This is a genomic window from Ruegeria sp. CDSC045, from assembly GCF_059610725.1.
Map to the genome: position 1 here is coordinate 72,849 of NZ_JBXWOE010000005.1, position 21,886 is coordinate 94,734.

Annotated in this window: 18 protein-coding genes and 2 pseudogenes; 7 read left to right on the forward strand and 13 right to left on the reverse strand. The window is 54.4% G+C overall.

Going from position 1 to position 21,886, the window contains the following annotated elements; translation table 11 throughout:
- Positions 1 to 47: 47 nt before the first annotated feature.
- From AC2FH6_RS10940 to AC2FH6_RS10950, 3 genes are all read right to left on the reverse strand, one after another.
- Complete coding sequence (locus tag AC2FH6_RS10940; protein ID WP_496702296.1) at positions 48 to 1,331, reverse strand: TRAP transporter large permease; 1,284 nt, start codon at positions 1,329 to 1,331, stop codon at positions 48 to 50.
- A gap of 10 nt (positions 1,332 to 1,341) precedes the next feature.
- Positions 1,342 to 1,827 (reverse strand): TRAP transporter small permease, encoded by a 486-nt coding sequence (locus AC2FH6_RS10945; protein WP_496702549.1) that lies wholly within the window; start codon positions 1,825 to 1,827, stop codon positions 1,342 to 1,344.
- Positions 1,828 to 1,905: 78 nt separating this feature from the next.
- On the reverse strand, positions 1,906 to 2,904 hold the full coding sequence (locus AC2FH6_RS10950; RefSeq protein ID WP_496691455.1) for a TRAP transporter substrate-binding protein: 999 nt from the start codon (positions 2,902 to 2,904) through the stop codon (positions 1,906 to 1,908).
- Positions 2,905 to 3,021: 117 nt separating this feature from the next.
- On the opposite strand from AC2FH6_RS10950, the gene AC2FH6_RS10955 reads away from it, so the two are divergent.
- A complete protein-coding gene (locus tag AC2FH6_RS10955; protein WP_496691456.1) occupies positions 3,022 to 3,693 on the forward strand; it encodes a GntR family transcriptional regulator in 672 nt (223 codons plus the stop codon).
- Between the two features lie 1,002 nt (positions 3,694 to 4,695).
- Here the strand turns inward: AC2FH6_RS10955 and AC2FH6_RS10960 are convergent.
- The 9 genes from AC2FH6_RS10960 to AC2FH6_RS11000 all read right to left on the reverse strand — a co-directional run bounded on the left by AC2FH6_RS10960 (position 4,696) and on the right by AC2FH6_RS11000 (position 11,604).
- Positions 4,696 to 4,953 carry a hypothetical protein gene (locus tag AC2FH6_RS10960; protein ID WP_496691457.1) on the reverse strand — a complete coding sequence of 86 codons (258 nt, stop codon included), beginning with the start codon at positions 4,951 to 4,953 and terminating at the stop codon, positions 4,696 to 4,698.
- 13 nt (positions 4,954 to 4,966) lie between these two features.
- The gene (locus tag AC2FH6_RS10965; RefSeq protein WP_496702551.1) at positions 4,967 to 5,668 is read right to left on the reverse strand and encodes a NapC/NirT family cytochrome c; all 702 of its coding nucleotides are present in this window, start codon (positions 5,666 to 5,668) and stop codon (positions 4,967 to 4,969) included.
- A 29-nt stretch (positions 5,669 to 5,697) separates the two neighbouring features.
- Positions 5,698 to 6,135 (reverse strand): nitrate reductase cytochrome c-type subunit, encoded by a 438-nt coding sequence (locus tag AC2FH6_RS10970; protein ID WP_496702553.1) that lies wholly within the window; start codon positions 6,133 to 6,135, stop codon positions 5,698 to 5,700.
- Between the two features lie 12 nt (positions 6,136 to 6,147).
- On the reverse strand, positions 6,148 to 7,065 hold the full coding sequence (gene napH, locus AC2FH6_RS10975; protein WP_496702555.1) for a quinol dehydrogenase ferredoxin subunit NapH: 918 nt from the start codon (positions 7,063 to 7,065) through the stop codon (positions 6,148 to 6,150).
- Positions 7,062 to 7,880, reverse strand: coding sequence for a ferredoxin-type protein NapG (gene napG, locus AC2FH6_RS10980; RefSeq protein ID WP_496702557.1), 819 nt, complete (start codon positions 7,878 to 7,880; stop codon positions 7,062 to 7,064). Before napG ends, napH begins: the two co-directional genes overlap by 4 nt.
- 27 nt (positions 7,881 to 7,907) lie before the next feature.
- Positions 7,908 to 10,400: a nitrate reductase catalytic subunit NapA gene (gene napA, locus AC2FH6_RS10985; protein ID WP_496702287.1), complete on the reverse strand. Its 2,493-nt coding sequence runs from the start codon at positions 10,398 to 10,400 to the stop codon at positions 7,908 to 7,910.
- Positions 10,397 to 10,690, reverse strand: a complete 294-nt coding sequence (locus AC2FH6_RS10990; RefSeq protein WP_496702285.1) for a chaperone NapD — start codon at positions 10,688 to 10,690, stop codon at positions 10,397 to 10,399. The genes napA and AC2FH6_RS10990 overlap by 4 nt, the downstream gene beginning before the upstream one ends.
- Positions 10,687 to 11,202, reverse strand: coding sequence for a ferredoxin-type protein NapF (napF, locus tag AC2FH6_RS10995; RefSeq protein WP_496702283.1), 516 nt, complete (start codon positions 11,200 to 11,202; stop codon positions 10,687 to 10,689). Before napF ends, AC2FH6_RS10990 begins: the two co-directional genes overlap by 4 nt.
- Positions 11,203 to 11,319: 117 nt before the next feature.
- A complete protein-coding gene (locus tag AC2FH6_RS11000; RefSeq protein WP_425595932.1) occupies positions 11,320 to 11,604 on the reverse strand; it encodes a transposase in 285 nt (94 codons plus the stop codon).
- A gap of 5 nt (positions 11,605 to 11,609) precedes the next feature.
- On the opposite strand from AC2FH6_RS11000, the pseudogene AC2FH6_RS11005 reads away from it, so the two are divergent.
- From AC2FH6_RS11005 to AC2FH6_RS11025, 5 genes and pseudogenes are all read left to right on the forward strand, one after another.
- Positions 11,610 to 11,870: pseudogene (locus tag AC2FH6_RS11005) on the forward strand (IS110 family transposase); the annotation flags it as partial.
- A 476-nt stretch (positions 11,871 to 12,346) separates the two neighbouring features.
- Positions 12,347 to 14,269 (forward strand): DUF3604 domain-containing protein, encoded by a 1,923-nt coding sequence (locus AC2FH6_RS11010; RefSeq protein WP_142640387.1) that lies wholly within the window; start codon positions 12,347 to 12,349, stop codon positions 14,267 to 14,269.
- A gap of 160 nt (positions 14,270 to 14,429) precedes the next feature.
- Positions 14,430 to 15,260 (forward strand): peptidyl-prolyl cis-trans isomerase, encoded by an 831-nt coding sequence (locus AC2FH6_RS11015; RefSeq protein ID WP_496691463.1) that lies wholly within the window; start codon positions 14,430 to 14,432, stop codon positions 15,258 to 15,260.
- The gene (locus AC2FH6_RS11020; RefSeq protein WP_496702560.1) at positions 15,257 to 16,246 is read left to right on the forward strand and encodes a HupE/UreJ family protein; all 990 of its coding nucleotides are present in this window, start codon (positions 15,257 to 15,259) and stop codon (positions 16,244 to 16,246) included. Before AC2FH6_RS11015 ends, AC2FH6_RS11020 begins: the two co-directional genes overlap by 4 nt.
- 7 nt (positions 16,247 to 16,253) lie before the next feature.
- Positions 16,254 to 16,361 (forward strand): annotated as a pseudogene (locus tag AC2FH6_RS11025) (IS6 family transposase); the annotation flags it as partial.
- Between the two features lie 119 nt (positions 16,362 to 16,480).
- Here AC2FH6_RS11025 and AC2FH6_RS11030 read toward each other — a convergent pair.
- Positions 16,481 to 19,357, reverse strand: coding sequence for an autotransporter family protein (locus AC2FH6_RS11030; RefSeq protein ID WP_496702561.1), 2,877 nt, complete (start codon positions 19,355 to 19,357; stop codon positions 16,481 to 16,483).
- Positions 19,358 to 19,588: 231 nt separating this feature from the next.
- On the opposite strand from AC2FH6_RS11030, the gene AC2FH6_RS11035 reads away from it, so the two are divergent.
- On the forward strand, positions 19,589 to 21,688 hold the full coding sequence (locus AC2FH6_RS11035) for a tetratricopeptide repeat-containing sulfotransferase family protein (protein WP_496702563.1): 2,100 nt from the start codon (positions 19,589 to 19,591) through the stop codon (positions 21,686 to 21,688).
- The last annotated feature ends 198 nt before the right edge of the window (positions 21,689 to 21,886 follow it).

Sequence of the window (21,886 nt, forward strand, 5' to 3'; positions counted from 1 at the left end):
CCGGGTCCTCTGGTTTTGTTGTCTAACGTTTGAAGCGCCGCAGCCGGTCACCAAAGGGATGGCAAGGCTAGGGAAATTGCCGGCACATAGGTGATGAACATCAACAGTATCAGCATGCCGGCAAAGAATGGCAGGATTGCCCGGCTGAGGCTTTCGATGGAAACCTTTGAAATGCTGCTGGCCACGAACAGGTTTACGCCCAAAGGTGGCGTGCAGAATCCGATGGCCAGATTGACCGTCAGAATGACGCCAAAGACGATCGGATCGACACCCAGCGCGGTTGCAACCGGCAACAGGATCGGCGTCATGATGATGATCGACGATATCGTCTCCATGAACATGCCGATCACCAGCAAAAGCAGATTGATCAACAACAGAATAATGATCGGATTGTCGGACAGGCTGGTGATCGTTGTGGCGAGTTCTGTCGGGATTCTTGCAAGCGTGATCAGTCTGCCAAAGGCGGTCGCCATGATCACCAATATCAGAATTGTGCCGCTCGTCTTTGCACTGCCCGCCAAAACCTCTGGCAGGTCCTTCAGGGTGATGTCGCCATAGACGACGATGCCGATGAAGGCGGCATAAACCACGGCCACCGCACCGGCTTCGGTCGGCGTGAAGATACCGCTGTAGATGCCGCCGAGGATGATTACAGGCACCAGAAGTGCCCAGATCGAAGACCGGAAGCTCTGCCAAACACCCGGGCCTGAGAACGTGGTTGTCGATTGCTGAACAACCTCATCCTTTCGCAGCAGGACACGGGCGACCAACATGAACATGAGGGCAAAGAGGATGCCGGGAACAACACCCGCAAGGAACAGCTTGCCGATCGAAACCTCAGCAGTAACGCCATAGATGATGAAGGGGATGCTTGGAGGGATCATCACGCCGATCATCCCCGAGGACGCCGTCAATGCGCCGCTGAATTTGCGCGTATAGCCGACCTTTTCCATCTCAGGGATCATGTTTGATCCGATGGCGGCGACGGTTGCAGGGGACGACCCGGATATGGCGGCAAAGAACACACAGGCGAGCACGTTCACATAAGCCAGCCCGCCCCGGATATGACCTATCAGTGCATTGGCGAACCCAACCAGACGGCGCGACATTCCACCGTGCTGCATCAGGTCGCCTGCCAGAATAAATAGAGGAACAGCTATCAGGGGAAACGAGTCCGCGCCTGTCACCACTGATCGTGCCAGCAAAACCATGGGTGGCGTGCCATCCACGAAGACCATTACGGTCATGGTCGCAAGACCTAGGCAGATGCCAATTGGTACGCTGAAGAGCAGAAGAGCGAAAAGCGTCAGGAAAAGCGTTGTTGCAAGCATGCCGGGTTCCTCACGCTTTGGTTCCTGCGATCAGACGCAGGGTTCGGATCAAATGTTGGGTGACGCGGATCGCGGATAAGCCTGCACCGACCGGCGCTGAGGCATACAGGATCGGGATTGGCAGCCCCAAAACAACTGAGGTTTGGCTGGCCACAAAGGGTTGCCGGATCAGCTTGATAGCTTCAATTGTCAGAGCGATCAGAAATCCAAGAACCAGAAGCGCGATCACAACATCCGCGTAAAGCCTTGCCCGCTCGCTCAGGACATCGCGCAGGACTGTAATGCGCACATGATCGCCGGTGTGAAAGGCATAGCTGACGCCAAGCCAGACGAACCAGACAAACAGCCAAAGCGTTAGCTCTTCTCCCCATGAAAGAGAGGCATTCATGATGTAGCGCATGAACACGTTGCCAAAAATCAACACGACAATCGCGGCTAGTAGCGCACTGGCTAGGACCTTTTCCGCGTTCATATCGATCCATTTGATCACCGACATCGTTCACCTCCCCTTGAACGAAAGGGGCGCCCGAACCTGCTCGGCACGGGTGCCCGGATTGGCTGAGTAAACCGTGGGTCAGCTTCCGCTTGCTGCGGACACCGCCGCGACCCAAGCGTCGTAGGCTTCGGCGCCAACTTCGTCGCGATATTGAAGACGAACGCTTTCTGTTTTGTCGGCAAAGGCTTGTCTCTGCTCTGCAGTCAGCTCCAGAATCTCGACACCAGCGGCACGGATCTGTTCCAACTGCTCCGCATCTTCGCTGGCGACCAGTTCAGCCTGATAGTCACGTGCGGCAGCCATCGAGTCCCGGATTAGTTGCTGATGCTCCGCAGGCAGCGAGTCAAAAAATGGCTTGGAGACGACCGGCATGTAGACCGCAAAGACATGGCCCGTGGTCGAAAGGTATTTCTGCACTTCGTAAAAACGCTGCGAAGTAATGATCGCCAGGGGGTTTTCCTGCCCGTCGATCACGCCTTGCTGGAGGGCAGAATAAACCTCGCCAAAGTTCATCGGCGTTGGGTTGGCGCCGAGAGTTTCGAAGGTTGCCACATGTGCTGGAACTTTCATCGTGCGCAGCTTGACACCCTCGAGATCTGCGGGGGTTGCAACTGGGCGGACATTGTTGGTCACATTGCGTACTCCCAATTCAAGCCAGCCAAGACCGACCAATCCCTGGTTTTCGACACGTGCAAGCATGCCTTCACCGGCCTCACCATCAAGAACATCAAAGGCGATGTCTTTGGAAGCATACATGTAGGGAAGTTCGATCACTGCAAAGGCCGGATCCCAACCTGCGAAGAACGAAGACGGTGGAATGGCCATTTCAAGAACACCGGTTTGAACACCTTCGATCATCTCGCGGTCCGGGCCCATCTGCGACGAGGGGAAAATCTGTACGTCGATCTCACCATTCGAGCCAGCTTCGACCAGTTCTTCAAATTTCAGTAGCGCGCGATGCATATGAAACGCTTCTGCTGCGCCGTGCCCAACCTTAATGACTGTTTCAGCGGATGCTGCAAAAGCAAGCCCGGCTGACATGACGACGCCAAGCGCCAATGTTGATTTCTTGAACAAGGTATCCTCCCACGGATTTGGTTATTTTATATCTATTATCTGAGATATCAGATATAATATAGAAATCAAGCGTACATGTGCTATTGTGTTAGAGAGACGAAATAGGACGAAGTGAAAATGACCGAGATTTTGCAGATTAAGCGACCGGATTCGTTGAGTAAAACTGCTGAAGAGCACATCCGAAAAGGCATTATCAATGGCACGTTTCAATTGGGTGAATCGTTGCCGGAAGTGAAGCTGTCAAATGCCATGGGCATCAGCAAAACTCCGATTCGCGAAGCGCTATCGGCTTTGAATCTTCAGGGGCTCGTTCAGATCTTTCCTCATCGAGGAGCTTTTGTATTCTCTCTTTCTCAAGAGGATGTGGTGCAGCTTTGCCAATACAGACTCATCCTCGAAGCTGCTGCTATGGAGCAGGCAGTCAAAGAAAATGGTAACGCTCTGCTTGATGAACTTGCAGATACTGTATCGAAGATGTCTGAAGCGCGGGAAGCAGATGAATTCGAGCAGTACTTGGAACTAGATGCAGAATTTCACCACGCCTTTTTCAGGTACTGCAAAAACAGCTATTTGAGTGATGGTTACCAAAAAGTCGGCGACATCGTCCAAACCATGCGGACTCATCTGTCCAAGCGTTCTGATCGAACGAAGAAGTCGTTCCAGGAGCATCAAGCGATCACGGCGCTTCTGAGCGAGGGTAAAGTAAAAGCTGCAAAGAACATCCTCAAACGACAAATCACTCGCGGCGAGCGTTCCTATTCCGATTTGGTGGGAGTCGATCAAAGATAGGTGCCTCACCTATAGAAGTCGCACTGAAGACTGGTGGAGGCACTCTGACTACTCTGATTTGATGGCAATACTTTGAGTCGTAAATGGTAAAACTTGTGCGTTTCAGAAAATCCAGTTGATTCAAAATCAATAGCTTAGCTGTCGCTGGTGGCAGAACCATGCAATTTTCGGCTCACTTCCTTCATCCAGCACTAAGACCGATTTCATTGATCCTGATTTCCCATTTGGGAAAATCAGGGCTGATTTGCAGATCAGACAACGAAGGCGGCTGTTCCTGCTGATCTGCCAAGTGGCGAACGCGGATGGAGGCGAGGCAATGCTATTCGACAATAGTGGTGCGGCCCGCAGGCGCAGCCGAGGACACGGTGTTGTCTAATAGGGTTGCCCGAGGGGAAAGGCAGCGTCTCACCCCAGATGGCCAGAGGCGTTTGGCTTGTCCAAATCCTGCTGGCCCTAAAACAAGTGCGGCGGTGCGGGCTGCGCTGTTACTTTTTGCGCCAGAACAGGTTGTTTTTTTGCGCAGTACAAAATGGTGGGAGTAGTACAAGCAGAGCCCGGATCTTGCCAGGCCAATCATGGTTCCTAGGATTACGCGCTTAGGGGCGCCATTGTGCGCAATAAGATATGGAATCAATCTGCAGTGGACTCATTGAGGCCTACTTGCCTGAATCAATTTGGCTGAAACACTATCTTTAAGGGTTTGATATGATATCTATTTTATTGCAGCTAGATGTCGTAATACCGGTCCATTGCAAGGCGTGGTCGAATGCTCCAGTGGCGCGTGGGCTGCAGCTGAAAATCTACACCAACGCGAGCAATGGTCCCTCGGCACGGATTGCTCGATGGTTCTGACGGCTTCCATCTCCAAATCTTATCAGATGAGAAATCAGGGGATGTCCATTCCATCAGATCCCTTCTGCACCTAGCCGCTATCTACCCCAGAGCGTCGGGTAAAGGACCAATCACTAAGCCGCCATTACCCAGCACGCTCCGGTCTTTCTGTTAGACCGTTGCCCCTTTGATACGGATCGCAGAACCCAGTGTTCCAGCACACAGACCCACAACAATGGCGATCAGAAGTTCGGTCGTTGCAACATTGGCAAAGTCCCAATGGGCAAACAGCAGCGTCCCAACAATGCCGATCAAACCGCCCATCATGGCCCCCAACCAGAGGCGGCGCGTCATCATGCCAAGCGCAATGCCCAGAATGCCTGGAAGGCCGATGATGTTGCCTCCGATTGTTCCCAGAAGTTCCAGCATAACTTACCCCTTTTCAGTCCGACTGTATGGTCAGGTATGACCGGATTTCTGTGCTGCCGTCAGCAACCTGTTGTTGCAAGTTACCTGCAGATTTATTAGCCAACGCATCGGTGATTTTCTGGTATTCTTCCTGATAACCCTGCGGCAGGCTGTGTGCGATGCCTTGGTGGCAGTCGATGCAGGTCATGTTGTTGTCAATTGCCCGCTGATGTTCCGATGCAGCGCGTGCTTCTTGAATGGTGAAATCCATATAGTCAAAGTTATGGCAGTTGCGGCACTCGCGGCTATCAGAGGCCTTCATCTTTTTCCAGACCGCCGAAGCCATACTTAGCCGATGCGCTTCGTATTTCTCAGGCGTGCTGATGGTTCCGGCAAGCTCGTGATAGACATCTTTAACAGCCATGATCTTGGCCTTGATCTTGTGGTTCCATTCATGTGGCACGTGGCAGTCAGAACAGATCGCGCGGACACCGGAATGGTTGTTATAGTGGATCGTCTCGCGGTATTCGCCCAGATTGGTTTCCATCGTGTGGCACGAGGTACAGAATTCCTCGGTATTGGTCAGTTCCAATGTCCAGTGGAACCCACCCCAGAACAGAATACCGGCCAGAAACCCGGCGAGGATCAGAAAGCCCGAGCTGAACATAACAGCCGGGGTCCAGATCGCGTTCCAGAGGCGGCGGATCCAACCGCGGTTTTCGGGGGAGTCTGCCATCTTGGTGCTCCTTTCAGACATGCGTTGGATTAATTGCCGGACGAGGGTTCAAACACGTTGTCGACCAACGCAGGCGCATCTGCCTGAGGCACGTGGCACTGGTTGCAGAAATAGCGGGTCCCGGCGATGTGATCCAACTCATTGCCGTCACGATCCAGATAATGGGTCATCGACAGGGTCGGCGCATTGCGTTCCCCGGCTTTGGTCCAGTCATGGCAGGACAGGCATTGATTGGTGCGCACGTCAATCTGGTATTGCTCGATCGAGTGGGGGACAAGCGGTGGTTGCTGGCGATAGTTGCGCTGCATCCGTCCTTCCACGTTCTTGTGAATCCGGTCCAACGGAATGGGTTCATCCACCTCGGCGCCACGCAGGGTTTGCACCGGCGCAGATTGCGCAAGGACGAACCCGCTCAGGAATATGACGGGGATCAGGGCGACGACACCTGTCAGGATTGGCTTGTTCATCTCGGCACTCCCTTAAATAGGTCTGGCTACGCGCGGTTCAGGCGCGGGAACTGGGTCGGAAGGTGCGGCGACTTGGTCGTCGAACCGGTGAGTAAATTTGAAGACATCAACTGCACAGACATCGATACAGCGACCGCAGTTTGAGCAGTCGGTTGATAGGATCAGCGGCGTGGCACCCGGCTTGCCCTTCAACGCGGGCGAAATGATGTGGTTTTCGGGGCAGACGGCATAGCAATCCATGCAATCGTCACAAGCCGAGCGGTTAACCGCGCTGACCCGTAACAGGCTTTTGGTGCCGATCAGGCCATAAAACGCACCGACCGGGCATATGTGGCCGCACCAGCCGTGACGGGCGACAAGCACATCAAAGACAAAGATCGCAACGACCATGGCCCAGACAAAACCGGTCCCAAAGATCAGTCCGCGATGCAGCATGGTGATTGGGTTGATAATCTCCCATGCGATCACGCCGGTGAGGCCCGAGACGATCAGCGCGGTGGCCAATATCCACAACCGCGTGCGCCGTTTAGGTTGCCAACCTTTCGGCAAATCCAACCGCCTGTGCAACCAGTTGGCGGCGTCGGTCACCGGGTTGATCGGACAGACCCACGAACAATAGACGCGGCCCCCGAACAGCGCATAGGCCACCACGACGATCAAGCCGCCAATAAAAGCGGTCATCGCCGGCCAATGCCCGGCGATGATGCTTTGCAACAGGATGAATGGGTCCGTCAGCGGCAGTACACCCAGGGTCTGCGATCCTGCCAAGGTACCTGTAACGACCCAGATGCCGAACCAGGGTCCCAACAGGAACAGGACCAGAAAGAACAGCTGACTGATACGGCGCAGTATCAGGTATTTATGCGCACCGACCCAGCCTTTGACCGCCACGGCTTCTTGGCCTATGGGCATATGTGTGCGGGTGGTCATTGTCCCACCCCTGGAAGATCATAGCCGGGTTCAAAACCACCTGGTGCGATCAGGTTGTCGACCCCCGGGCCGGGCAGGCGGTCGGGCAGGTCGATTATGCCTTCGACAACCGGCGCGCCCTTGGCATCTTTTTCTTCCCAACCTTTGCGGTAATGATCCGCGCTGCTGCCCCGCGCAAGACGTGCCGGCAATACCTTGATTGCGGCTTCTGGCAGAACACAGCTTTTTTCGCACATGCCACAGCCGGTGCAGCGGTCGGCATGTACGGTTGGGATAAACATCGCATGGTGGCCCGAGCGGGCGTTATGCGCTGTTTCCAGCGTGATCGCTTCGTCTATCACGGGGCAGACACGGTAACAAACGTCACACCGCAATCCCAGGAAGTTCAGGCAGTTTTCCTGATCGACCAAAACCGCGACGCCCATTTTGGCATCGTCAATGTTATCCAACTTGGGATCTAGCGCACCGGTCGGGCAGGCGGCAACACAAGGGATGTCGTCGCACATTTCACAAGGCACATCGCGAGCGGTAAAATATGGCGTGCCCGTCGCCCCGGCATCCGACCCAAGCTCGGCCAGTTTCAAGGTATCATAGGGGCAGTCTCGCACACACAACCCGCAGCGAATGCAGGCCGACAAGAACTCCTGTTCTGGCAGCGCGCCGGGGGGGCGCAAAGCTTCGGCCGACAATGCACGGGCGTCGCGGGCCAGCCAGGCCAGCAGTGACCCGGCGACCACACAGCCGCCTGCCGCACGCGCCGTATCCTGAAGGAAGCGGCGACGTTTCGGCGAAAGAGGTGTCTCGGCGAGTGGCATGGGGATTACCTTTGCGATCCGTGCCGATTACGCGCGCTCGACCTTACAGGCGCATTTCTTGTAGTCGGTTTCCTTCGACAGCGGACAGGTTGCATCCAGCGTCAGCTTGTTGGTCAACTGGTGTTCATCAAACCAGGGCATAAAGACCAAGCCGCGCGGCACCTTGTTACGCCCGCGTGTCTCAACCCGACTGGTGACCTCACCACGGCGGGTCGACAACACGATTTCCTGCCCGCGGCGCAGGCCGCGATCCTTGGCGTCTTGTGGATGCATATAGACAACTGCCGACGGGAAGGCCCGGTGCAGTTCCGGCACCCTGCGTGTCATCGAGCCTGAATGCCAATGTTCCAGCACGCGACCGGTCGACAGCCACAGATCATATTCTTCGTCCGGCTCTTCTGCGGCGGGTTCGTAGGGGGCAAAGATGATTTTTGCCTTGCCGTCCTTGTGACCGTAGAATTTAACATCCGCGCCTTCGGGCACATACGGATCGTACCCTTCGCGGAAGCGGTAAAGGGTTTCTTGCCCGTCTACGACCGGCCAGCGCAACCCGCGCGCCTGATGGTAGGTTTCGAACGGTGCAAGGTCATGTGCGTGGCCACGGCCAAATTCGGCATATTCCTCAAACAGGCCTTTCTGAACGTAGAACCCAAAATGCTCGGATTCGTCGTTGTCAAAGCCTTCCGCAGTTTCGGCTAGGGGGTACTTATCCACCGATCCGTTGGCGTAAAGTACATCATACATCGTCTTGCCGCGGTGTTCGGGCATCTTGGCCAGCAGCTCTTCATCCCAAACCTCTTCAACGGTGAAGCGCTTCGAAAACTCCATCAATTGCCACAGGTCCGATTTTGCTTCTCCTGGCGCTTTCACCTGCTGGCGCCAGAACTGCGTACGGCGTTCCGCATTGCCATAGGCGCCTTCCTTTTCGACCCACATGGCGGTGGGCAGGATCAAATCGGCAGAGACAGCCGTGACCGTTGGATAAGGGTCAGAGACTGCGATGAAGTTTTCCGGGTTGCGATAGCCCGGGTAACCTTCCTCGTTGATATTGGGTGCCGCTTGCATGTTGTTGTTGCACTGCACCCAATAGGCATTCAGTTCACCATCCTTCAGCTTCCGGTGCTGCAAGACCGCATGGAACCCGGGCTTAGGTGGAATAGTGCCTGCCGGGATGTTCCAGGCGGTTTCGCAAATCTGACGGTGTTCGTCATTTGCCACCACCATGTCAGCAGGCAGCCGGTGTGCGAACGTGCCCACCTCACGCGCGGTTCCACAGGCCGAGGGCTGACCGGTCAGCGAGAAAGGCGAGTTGCCGGGTTCAGAGATCTTACCAACCAGCAGGTGCACATTATACATCAGCGAATTCACCCACGATCCGCGGGTGTGCTGGTTGAAGCCCATGGTCCACAAGCTCATCACTTTGCGGTTCGGATCTGCATATTGTTGCGCCAGCTTCTCAAGTTTATCGGCGGGCACGCCAGACAGTTCGGCTGTGTATTCCAACGTATAAGGCGCGACCGCCTCGGCGTATTCTTCAAAGCTGATCGTCTCGAGCTTGCCCGAGTTTGGGTTCTCTGCCTCTTGCTGCAGCGTGTTTGTATCGCGCAGACCATAACCGATATCGGTGGCGGTCTTGGTGATGTTGACGTGTTTGTTGACAAACTCTTCGTTCACCGCGCCGTTCTGAATGATGTAATTGGCGATGTAATTCAGGATCGCCAGATCGGTCTGCGGGTTAAACACTAGGCCATTATCGGCAAGCTCGAACGAGCGATGTTCGAATGTCGATAGAACATGCACTTCGCATCCCGGCTTGGTCAGGCGCGTGTCGGTCAGGCGCGACCACAGGATCGGGTGCATTTCGGCCATGTTCGATCCCCACAGCACGAAAGTATCCGCGTGTTCCAGGTCGTCATAGCAACCCATCGGCTCGTCAATTCCGAAGGTACGCATAAAGCCCACGACCGCGGACGCCATACAGTGCCGCGCGTTGGGGTCGATATTGTTGGACCGGAACCCGGCTTTCATCAATTTCGAAGCAGCATAGCCTTCCCAAACCGTCCACTGGCCTGACCCGAACATGCCGACACTGGTCGGGCCCTTCTTGGCCAGCGCCTCTTTCCATTTGGCAGCCATGACGTCAAAGGCTTCGTCCCAACTGACCGGCTCAAACTCACCGTTCTTGTCATATTCGCCGTTGGTCTTGCGCAGCAATGGGGTGGTCAGGCGATCCTTGCCATACATGATCTTGGACAGGAAATAGCCCTTGATGCAGTTCAGCCCGCGATTGACCGGCGCGTCAGGGTCACCCTGAGTGGCGACAACACGCCCGTCCTTGGTACCTACCAGCACAGAACAGCCGGTGCCACAGAACCGGCAGGCGGCCTTGTCCCAGCGAATGTCAGGGGTGCCCACCTGCGCGGCGGCCTGACCAGTGGCCAAAGGAATACCTGCGGCAGAGGCCGTCGCTGCGGCCGCTGAGGCCTTGAGGAATGTCCGACGAGTTTCTGATATGGTCATAGCGTGGGCCTCCGGCTGGTGGTTTGGCTTGGGGCATCGGGATGCGGATGGCTGTCCGCAGTGTCCTCGAAATGGTGGTACGTTAACGTCAGAGAAATCACCCCGGGGATCTGGTGCAGGTCCATGATGATCTCGGACGCAAGGCGTGTCGGCGTGTCTTCGACAACAATTACGAAACGGCCGTCTTCGGCCTCGGCGTGAATTTCGACACCGACCGTGACTTTCATTGCCTCGGACGCCGCCAGTGCCTGCGCTGGTGCGATATGTAAAAGGCATCCGCAGATATTCATTGGCTGACTTCCGTTTGAGATATGGTTTTGCGTTTCAATGTGACGGCATCGACCGGGCATGACACCATACACGACCCACAGCCAGTGCAGGCGTCGAGGTCTAAAGATGGATCCGCGCGGCCACCCATTTGCAGCCTGAAGCTGATGGCGTTCTGATCGCAATTATCCTGACACACTCGGCAGCTGACACCGTTGACAGACAGGCAGGACGCAGCTTCGACCGACGCGCGCCACGGCCAATCTTGCAGGCGTTCTATGTCCAGGGCATCCGTGGGACAGGATTGAGCGCAACTCCCACAAAAAGTGCAGGGACCCTCGGTGGGTTGAAACACCGGATACCCATCCTGACCAATGGCAATCACACTTTCGGGGCAAGCTTCGACACAGTCGCCACATTTACTGCATTGATCTGCAAAACCAGGCACAACCGAACCCGGAGGTCGAACAAGATTACTGTCCTCCCGGAATGCGGTGACGCCCAAAAATGCGCGTCGGCTGGTCAGTTGACTCATATCGCTTTGACCTGGCTATCTCTGATTCCTTTTCTGAGTTTACTGCATAATCGTTCTGAGGCTGGTACATTTTGATCCAGATCATTATTTGAGCGCATCGTTCTTAAACGTTTTGAGCTATTTGACGTCTGGAATGCCACCATCCGTACTGCTTGAAACCAGATGAGCGATGACACAACAAAGCCAAACCGCCATCTGTCTCAAAACATCTGATGACGTATAGCCGTCCATTGCCAACCGTTGCCACGTCGACAGGTGATTGGGCCGTAGATCATGTCGTCGCGCAACTTCATTGACCTCAAACCCAGGACCAACGACTTGGCCACAACACGACCCTTGAACGGTTCTGAAGGTGTAGACGCCCCGGCTGGCCTCGGTGTGCCATTGTGGGTTTGCAAACATCCTGAATGGAGGCGTCACTGGAAGAGATTGGCCTGAATTTGGCGAAGAATGTGTTCCAGGTGCACGGAGCGGCTAGAACAGGTCACCCGGTTCTTCAGAAGAAACTGCGCAGGGGCCGGGTCCTCGAGTACTTTGCCAAATTGCCGTGTTGCGTGGTTGCAATGGCGGCCTGCGCCAGTGCGCATTATTGGGGGCGCGAGATCGGCCGTTTGGGTCACGAAGTCAGGCTGTTCCATCCGGCCCTTGTTTCAGGCTGGGCGAAGCGCGCGAATGGCGGGTAAGTTTGGTGTTTCCATGACTGATCCTCCGAACCGCCATTCCATCCCACTTCGACAGCCCGACGTTGACCGGTGCAGCATATCACTGGATGCTGCATCGCATCCGACGTCGAGTTTGAGCCCAAAATGATCCATGCCGCGATAGCCAAGAATGTCATCTAAGCGCAGCTATGCCGACTTTGCAAAAGTGCATACATGGCTCACGATGGACATTCGCCAATTCAATCCGCAATTTCTCCAAAGCTTCCGTTCTCAATGTTGAGCCCAACAATCGAGGCTATGACTTATCGAGGCATTTTCAGACCAACTTCGGCAGCCACACTCCTACTTGCATCATCGTGACAAAGCCGAGAGCTGAGTATTCCCACAAATGGAAATTTGATGTTATATAGAGAAATAGGAATATTAATTCTTGAGATGTAAGTCACCGGCACCACCGGGCGATCTTGAGTTGGGAGGTCAATATGCTTCGAGCTTTTGTTTATTCTATCTCACTGGGGCTGGCATCATCGACGGTCTTTGCCGACGCTGTTCCTAGCGAAGAAGCGGCGGAAGGCTTGTTCTCAAAGCAGCCTTATTCTCCATATGCGAACCGGACTTTCCCTGAGCGCCCGCTGTGGGGAGACTCGCATCTTCACACCGGACTTTCGCTGGATGCAGGTGCTTTCGGGAACACACTGTTACCTGATGAAGCTTGGCGCTTTGCAAAAGGTGAGCAGGTCATTTCATCCACGGGTCAACCAGTAAGACTGGCCCGGCCTCTCGACTGGATGGTTCTCACGGATCACACTGACCTGATGGGATTTGCCCCGGACCTTCAGGCTGGTAAGCCGGGCGTCCTTGCCGATCCAAAAGGTTTGGAATGGTACGAAGGTTACAAGGCAGGTGGCGAAGAGGCCGGCAAAGCGGCGTTCGACATCATCACCAACTTTTCGCAAATGACCCTGCCAGAAGTTCTTCTGGAATCTTACAGCCCGGGCGCTGACGCTTTTGCTTTTACATGGGAGCAAATCGTTCTGGCTGCGGAAGAACATAACGACCCCGGCAATTTCACAGCGTTCATCGGATTCGAATGGACCTCTGTACCCAAGGGTTTCAATCTGCATCGAAACGTCATGCTGCGTGATGGGCCGATCAGGGCGCTTCAGATGGTGCCGCCGGTCACGCAACCACCCTTTGGTGATACCGACCCAAAGGCGCTCTATGCATGGCTAGAGGACTATCAAGAAAAAACGGGTGGGCGAGCGGTTGCTTTCGCCCATAACGGCAACCTTTCGAACGGATGGATGTTCCCGACCGAAGACACCTATCACGGTGGCAAGGTAGACGAGGAATATGTGGCCGCCCGCGCGAAATGGGAACCCCACTATGAAGTCACGCAGATCAAGGGCGACGGCGAAGCGCACCCCTTCCTGAGCCCCGATGATGAATTCGCGGATTACGAAAACTGGGACGTCGGCAACCTCGACATAACCGAGCTGAAAACCGATGACATGCTGGCTGGAGAATACGCCCGAGAAGCTTTGAAGCGCGGTTTGTTGTTAGAAGAAAAGTTCGGCGTTAACCCATATAAGTTCGGCATGGGCGGCGCGACGGACAGCCATACGTCTCTGGCAACTGCCGAAGAAGACAACTTCTTTGGAAAATCCGTCAGTGTTGAACCTTCGGCCACGAGAATAAAGCATCCTTTCATCGCCAATGACCTTGGCGAAATTCCTGGCGACCTTCTTGTCGCATCGGGATACACGGCAGTCTGGGCGACCGATAATACTCGCGCTGCAATCTTCGATGCGTTCAAGCGACGCGAAACCTATGCAACCACCGGACCTCGGATCGGCCTGCGGTTCTTTGGCGGTTGGGGTTTCAGTGACGCGGATGTTGAAACACGCTTCCTTGCAGATGTGGGCTACACCAAAGGTGTTCCGATGGGCTCGGATCTGCGACCTCGCGAGGGTGAAGGTGCGCCCGCATTCCTGATCGCTGCACTACGCGACCCGGTTGGTGCCAATCTGGATCGCGTGCAGGTGGTAAAGGGTTGGCTGGATTCTGAAGGGGCCTTGCAGGAAAAGGTTTACGATGTGGCGTGGTCGGACAACCGTGTTGCTGACCAAAACGGCAAGATCCCTGCGGTTGGAAACACAGTCGATGTTGAAACCGCCAGTTGGACCAACACGATTGGAACTGCCGAACTTGTAACCGTTTGGTCTGATCCTGAATTCGATCCAAATGCACGCGCATTTTATTACGTACGTGCGATCGAAATTCCAACACCGCGTTGGATTCTTTACGATAAGCTGAGATTTGGCGCCGAATTGCCCGAAGACGCGGTGCTCACACATCAGGAACGCGCTTACTCTTCCCCGATTTGGTATACACCGGCAGAGTAACACTGCCGATCACGGCGTTGGCAACCGAGGTAGAAGCCTTTACCTCGGCCCATTCACCAGACGATTGATTTGTGCGTCGCGTTGATTTTCTTGCAATGCTCAATCGACTGATGTCAGCATCGATACGTAAAACCGGAGCGCGTTTCATGCAGGAGCCTTCATGCGAATATTGAAAGAACCCCTGTTCCATTTCTTCCTGATTGGAGCAGCTATTTTCATTTGGTTCCAAATGGTTGCGCCGGAAAACGAGACTGTCGAAGATTTTGGGACAATAACAATCGACGAAAACGATATCGCGCTTTTGTCTGATCAGTTTGAAGCACGGTGGAAACGGCGCCCAAGCGGTGCCGAGCTGCAAGCTTTGACCGATGCAACAATTCGCGAAGAGGTACTGGTCAGAGAAGCAAGAAAGCTTGGCCTTGATCGCGGAGACTCTGTGATCCGGTCTCGTCTCAGTCAAAAAATGGATTTCCTGACCGAAGCGATTGCCACGTCTGTTGTTCCGGAAGACGAAGATTTAGAGGCCTTTTTGCAAAACAACTCGGAACGCTATGCGACGCCCAGCAAGCTGGCCTTCATTCAGGTCTTTATTGGTGAGGAGCCAAACAAAGCTGAAGTCGAGAGGGTATTGGCCACCCTCCGCGAGGGAGATGAGGTTTCCGACCTGGGCGCCTCGACACTGCTGCCCGCATCTATGCCCTTGACTGCGACCAGAGTGATAGACTCGGTCTTTGGATCTGGCTTTTCCAAGGGTCTTACAACATTGGATAAAGGTCAGTGGGCTGGCCCGATCCAGTCGGGTTACGGAGTCCATCTGGTTCAGGTGCAAGACATCGAACCTAGTCAAATACCCCCATTGTCAGAAATTCACGATGCCGTGCTGCGGGATTGGCGTCGCGTGATGAGCGAAGATCTGGCGCAAGCGCAATATGAGATTCTTGCTGCCAACTATGAGATCATAGTGCCCGCTCTCTCAGGTCAAACCAAATGAAAGCTGTATTTGGCCTACTGATTGCGTTCCTGATTGCGTGGGTCGCAGGAAATGCCTCGGCGCATGCGCTTGATCCGGGGTACTTGGAAATTCGCCAAATCACATCGGACACCTGGAGCGTTCATTGGCGAAAACCCGATGTGAATGGTCAACCCATGGCGATTGATGTGATGGCGCCGGATGGTTGCACCCCGGCGCGCGGCCCTACCCCAATTTCCGATGGCAGAGCATGGGTTTCTTCCTGGGTTATCGAGTGCCGCGGGGATATTGCGGGCCAACCAATCCAGATAGAAGGTCTGGAGGTTCAAAAGAACGACGTATTGGTCCGTGTGCAGCCCCTGCAGGCTGAGCCCACGACGCTTCGGTTCACACCAGAGACGGCCGTTCAGAACATACCTTCTGAACAGACCACATGGTCTGTTTTCACCGCGTATTTCCAGTTGGGTTTTGAACACATACTGGAAGGTTGGGATCATCTGCTGTTTGTCTTCGCGTTGTTTATTCTGGTCCGTGATCCGTGGAAACTGGTGGGAGCAGTCACAGCATTCACACTGGCGCATTCAATAACACTTGCATTGGCAACGCTAGGTTTTCTGAATGTCCCCGGTCCGCCGGTCGAGGCCATCATAGCGCTTTCTATTGTTTTTCTGGCGATGGAAATTGTTAAGGGTGGCGACGGGCGTTTCCGACTTTCAAAGCAGAAGCCCTGGATCGTTTGTTTCGGGTTTGGGCTTTTGCATGGCCTTGGTTTTGCAGGCGCTTTGGCCGATATCGGACTACCCTCAAACGATATTCCTGCGGCCTTGCTTGCCTTCAACCTGGGCGTCGAGGCCGGCCAGTTGAGTTTTGTCGGGGCCTTGGCACTTCTTGTCGCGATCTGGCGGTTGATGGCACGTCCAGTTAGCCAAAGGGCGACTGTGATTACAGCCTATGGCATCGGGTCGGTATCGATGTACTGGCTCATAGAACGCATAAGTGGATTCTGAAGCACTTTCAGCATCAGCAACTCCAGCTGGAATCGAAACTGCGCACATGATCAGGAAAGGTCAACTCACGCAAGGAGTCTGTCCATTCAAACAATGCGCCGAACTAGCCGGTTAACACCGATGCGATCGCTCAATAAGCTCACCATGCTCAAAAGTTTGCAACAGAGCCCGACATAGTTCAGCTTGGAGCCGATTTCTGCGGCACCGCTCCGGGTGCCGCAGTGCTCTTTAGATCTAGAACGACCAGCGAAGTCCGGCGCGCAGGAATGGCCCCTGAGCGTCGCTGCCGATTTCCTGTTCCGCCGTCAGTTCAAGCCGCATGTCCTGAATGAGATCTTGCTCGTATCCGACCACGACACTGGCGCCGGTAAAGTCGGTTGACGCAAAGGCCAGAGACTCGGTCTGAGAGAAGACGGTTACGTCGCCCTCGGAACTGCCTAGGTCGCGCCGCAACACGCCGCCAAGCTGACCGCTGAGAACACCGCCGTTTTCAAGGTCCTTTGATGCCTCAACCCCCAAACGGGCCTCGACAACTTCGGTGGTGATATCGCCGACGGTGGCATTCGCAGATGACCCCGTCTCGGTATAGCCGTCATCCTTTTGGTTGGTGTAACGGGCGCTGGCAAAACCAAGCAAACCGAAATCCTCACTGACATCGAATGCACGCTCGACCCCGATATTCGCGGTCAATAGCCTGCTGTTGTAATCAGCCTTGGCGTCAGAACTGCCCGCGATCGACCGGCTACGATCGGTCGTGAGCCAACCAATGCCAAACCCGGCATCCAGCGTGTAGGCACCAAACTGACGACCCACTGCGGCATCAAGATAGAAGCCATTTGTGTCAAAGTCGGTGGTGCTGTTGTCACCATCCGAAGTGAACACGCCCATGGCAACAGCCAGAGACACTCCGTTGTCCATCTGCCCCGTATACCCGGCGCTTCCGCTGAACATCGTCACGTCCGTGTCATCGTTCGAGCCGCTCTCGAACTCTCGATACTGGGCGTCGATCATTGCGAAGGGCCGGAAACCAGCGAAAGTTGCGCCCTGCGCGACCTGCGGTCCCTGACCATAGCTGAGCGCATTGCCACTGCCGCCGACAATGCTGCCGAAGAAGGCCGCGACATCGCCCGATGGTGCAATGTCATTGCCGTCGACCACAGAATAGATCGGGGCCGCGCCGCCCTTGTCCTGCACGAACCAAGCGGATTGCCCGTCAGACACGGTGGTCTTGAAGGTACCCGTACCCGGCGCGGCATCTTCGAACGCAAACACGCCACTGCCGCCTTTGGCTTCTAGGTTCACGTCATGGTCCTGAACGCGGATCAGACCCTCAACGTCGTCCATTGTATCGACATTCAGCGTCCCCGTGCCGGTTCCAAGGTAGACGGCGTAGACCTCATCATTCCCCGACACCCTGATGGTCCCCAGATCATGAATCGTTCCGTCGAAATTGTCGAACTGAATACCGGCTGCACGGGTGCCGGAACTGCCGGTCGCGTGCACGGTAATCGGGCCCGTGTTCGAGAACGTTCCCTGCATGTCGCCGGCGTACACGCCGAATGCCTCGGATGCGTTTGGCGGTGGCCCACCATTCTGTTGCGCACCATTGGCGGTGACGGTGATGCTTCCGGTGTTCTTGATGTCACCGGTTACGATTTCATCAACATAAATCCCATAGGCCTCGGCAGAGGTGTCATGCGAAATCGCAGTCGCTGTAATCTCACCCGAGTTTGCCAGAGAGCCGCTTAGGTCATCGGTAAGATAAAACCCCGAGGCTTCTGCAGAATCTTCGGCAGCTTCTGCGAAAAGCGTCATAGTGCCCGAGTTACGAATTGCACCGGAAACGTCATCCCCGGCATAAATGCCCGTCGCGGTCGCCTCGTCCGCGGTGTTGAGAGACAAAGCAGTGGCCGTAATCGTGCCCGAGTTTACCACGATCCCGTCAACAAGGTCCTCAAGGTAAAGCCCGCCCGCATATGCTACGTCATCGGTATCCGCGCTGGCAAAGGCCTCAATTGTACCGCTGTTATGTACGGACGCGCCGGACAATACGTCATCATCGACGTAAATGCCGAAAGCAGAAGCGTCGGATTCAACACTGATTGCGGTGACCTCGATGGTACCGCTGTTATCGATCTGACCGGACAGGTCACGATCGACCAAAATTCCATAGGCAATCGCCTCATAGGTCGACGGGGCAGAGGCCAATACTTCCAATGTGCCGGTATTGCGGATCACACCGTGCGCATTGCCATTGACTTCGATCCCATAGGCAGACGCGGTACTGTCACTGGTCGATATGGCAACCGATTTGATTGTTCCCGAGTTCACGATCTGACCGGTTTCTTCCAGGTCACTTTGCACGTAAATGCCCCAGGCATAGGCATAATCATCGGCGAATGATCTGGCGCGGACATCAATCGTGCCGCTGTTTCTGATCACACCCGCGACGTCGCGGTCGACCGCAATACCGTAGATTGATGCGGTGCTTCCGTCGGTGATCAGCCCATCAACCTTGATCGTCCCGGTGTTGACGATCTTACCTGTTTCAGAAACGTCACCGTCAACGTAGATACCCCAGGCCTCGATATCGCCATCCGTGGACAACACGTCGACATCAATCGTTCCGGTGTTTTGGATTACCCCGTCGGCGTCACCGTTCACCAGCAAGCCATAGATATCCTGAGGATCAGACCCGGTGACATCTACAGAAATGGTGCCATTGTTCACCAAAGCACCGGATTGCTGCAAATTTCCGTCCAGCAAAAGTGCCGTCGCAGTATCGGTATCCGTTGCCGTGACCGAGATTGTCCCGTTATTCGTGAACGTGCTTGAGAAATCGGTCGTGATCGTCAAAGCTGCAGCGGTGGAAGAAGTTATCTCGATCGCGCCGCTTGCCGTTACTTTGTGATCCGCATCGGTCGAGAAAACCTGAGGTGTCGTCGCCACATTCGAGATCGTATCCGCATGTACGTCCCCGGCCATCAGGGCAACCATTGATACTTGCGCCAGCAACGCAGCTGGAGCCGCGCTGACAATTTGGCCTTTCCACTTGAAAATACGCCCCCCACGGAGCTTGGGGGCGTTCGCCCTCGACCCATTATTAGTCATTTACTATCCCGTTAGATTATCTTGTTTTTTCTCGAAACTCGTCGCGTTTTTGCAATCGGCTCCGCTTACGAACCGTTAATAAATCGTTAACATGTATGCAATCTACCAATTTTCCATTGCATAGGATGACCTATTGCTGTTGGAAATTCGTAGGAAAACTGCAACACAATGTGGCGACTTGACGGCGCTTGAGATCAGGCTGTTGTCATGCGCCAGCCCGGAGCTACTTGAATGCCTAAAAACCAGACATTATCCATCGGTGAGGCTTACAACCAAGGAGTTCAGGCCTACGATACAGGGCATTTGAATAAAGCTGTCAATGTTCTGAACCAAGTGCTCAAAGCTGCGCCCGAATACGCGCCAGCGCATCAACTGCTTGGCGTAATTGCGTTTCAAACCGGTCAAAGCGGGCCAGCTGAAAATGCTATGCGCGAAGCGATCCGATTGCAGCCGGACAATGCTGGGTTCCTGTCGAATTTCACCGAGGTGTTACGCACGAACGGAAAACCTGAAGAAGCAATCAGGGTTGGCAAACGTGCAGTCCAGCTTGCCCCGGGGGTTGCAAATGCGCATTCAAACCTTGGGCTTGCCTATTACGATATAGGTGATTTATCCGAAGCCGAGGCATCTCAGAAGAGAGCGCTGGCCCTTAATCCAGATCTGATTGCTGCGCTGAATAATCTTGGATCAATCGCGCGCGACAACGAGGACAGTGAAGGGGCAATCTCGTTCTATCGTAGGGTGCTAGATTTGCGCCCGGACTATCTCGAGAGTGTCAACAATCTCATTTCTGTAATGATAGAAGCTGAGGAGCTAGAAGAAGCTAGAGATTTTGCAGATGACTGTCTTGGCAAGGGGTATATTTCCGCAGAGTTGCACCGCAATCGGGGACGGTTACACGTTTTGCAGAGCGAATGGGACGAAGCCGAATGCTGTTTTCGAAATGCGATTTCGCTAGATGAAAAAAAGCCCGAAGCTTATGTCGGGCTTGCGCAGGTCCTGATCGAGAAAAACCTGCATGAACTTGCCCTTGTCGAGGCAGAAAAAGCGCAGCACTTAGACCCCGGCCACGCGCCTGCATATCACTATATAGCCGTTTGCAAATCGCACCTTGGCGACCTCGAGGCCGGTTTTGCCAACTACGAGAAGACCCTTGAGCTAAAACCGGATTTCTCGGCCACAATGATCGCATTGGGCCATCTGGAGATGGAGCAGGGCAATTTTGACGCTGCCCGCAGCTGGTTCAACAAGGCCGCAGAAAGGGACAAAGCGCGTTTGAATGCGCAGATCGCGTTGGTTAAGTTGGATAAAGTTACCGAAGACAACCTTGATTTTCAGGGTCTTGTGGCTGCGTTGCCTGAAGCCGACAAGATGCTTCCTGAACAATCGGTATCGTATCACTACGCATTGGGAAAATGCTATGAGGACCTCAAGCGCTACGACAGCGCTTTTGAGCATTTTGCAAAAGGGGCTGCAATAAAGCGCAGCATTATCGATTTTGATGCCGACCAAATCGAGGAAACGGCAGACGACCTGATCACGGCCTTTACACCGGAACTGCTCGAAAAACTTCACCAGAGCTCGGTGGACAGCAGCCAACCAATTTTTGTTGTTGGCATGCCGCGGTCTGGAACGACGTTGACGGAGTCGATCCTCGCCAGCCATCCAGACGTATTCGGAGCCGGAGAGCTTAACTATTTGCACAAACTTTTCACCGATCAACTGCGCGGTGGAAACAAGAAAACTGGAAGTCTGATTGCGGCTCTCTCGGATCAGGAGCTTTCAAAACGCGCCCAACGATATGTCCAGCGGCTCGATGCGCACGCTCCTGGTAAACCTTATATCGTTGATAAGATGCCTGCGAACTTTCTGATGGTTGGCCTGATTCATGCGATCATGCCCAATGCGCGGATCGTGCATGTCGCGCGCAATCCGCTAGATACGTGTCTGTCCTGCTTCACCCGAGTGTTTCAGCGCAGTCAGCTCCACAGCTACGACCAGATCGAATTGGGTCGATACTTTAATGCCTATGTGCGCGTTATGCAGCATTGGAAGGAAGTTCTCCCCGCCGGCAGCTTTCACACCATTCACTATGAGAGCCTTATCGATGATATCGAGTTCGAAGCGCGACGCTTGATAGCATATTGTGGCCTCGAGTGGGATAATCGTTGTCTCGAGTTTTACAAAGGGGCACGACGTGTCCGCACTGCAAGTGTTCAGCAAGTGCGCCAGCCATTATACAGCTCGTCAAAGGAGAAATGGCGAAACTACGAATCTCACTTAGCACCGCTTATCGAGACAATCGGAGAAGCAAGGATTCCGTTTCGATGATCTTTGGATGGATATTGGTTCTAAAAGGTGTCGGATCTACTAAGGCGTGCTGTTATTGAGGCAAATTCCTCTGAGCCGCACATGAAATTGAGTGCAAGCAATCGTACTTTGTTCATCCAGCCACAAGCGACGGAGAGCCAGCAAACCTAGCTTCTAACAACAAATTTCTGGGTGCATCTTTTCACTTGGTTAGAAAAA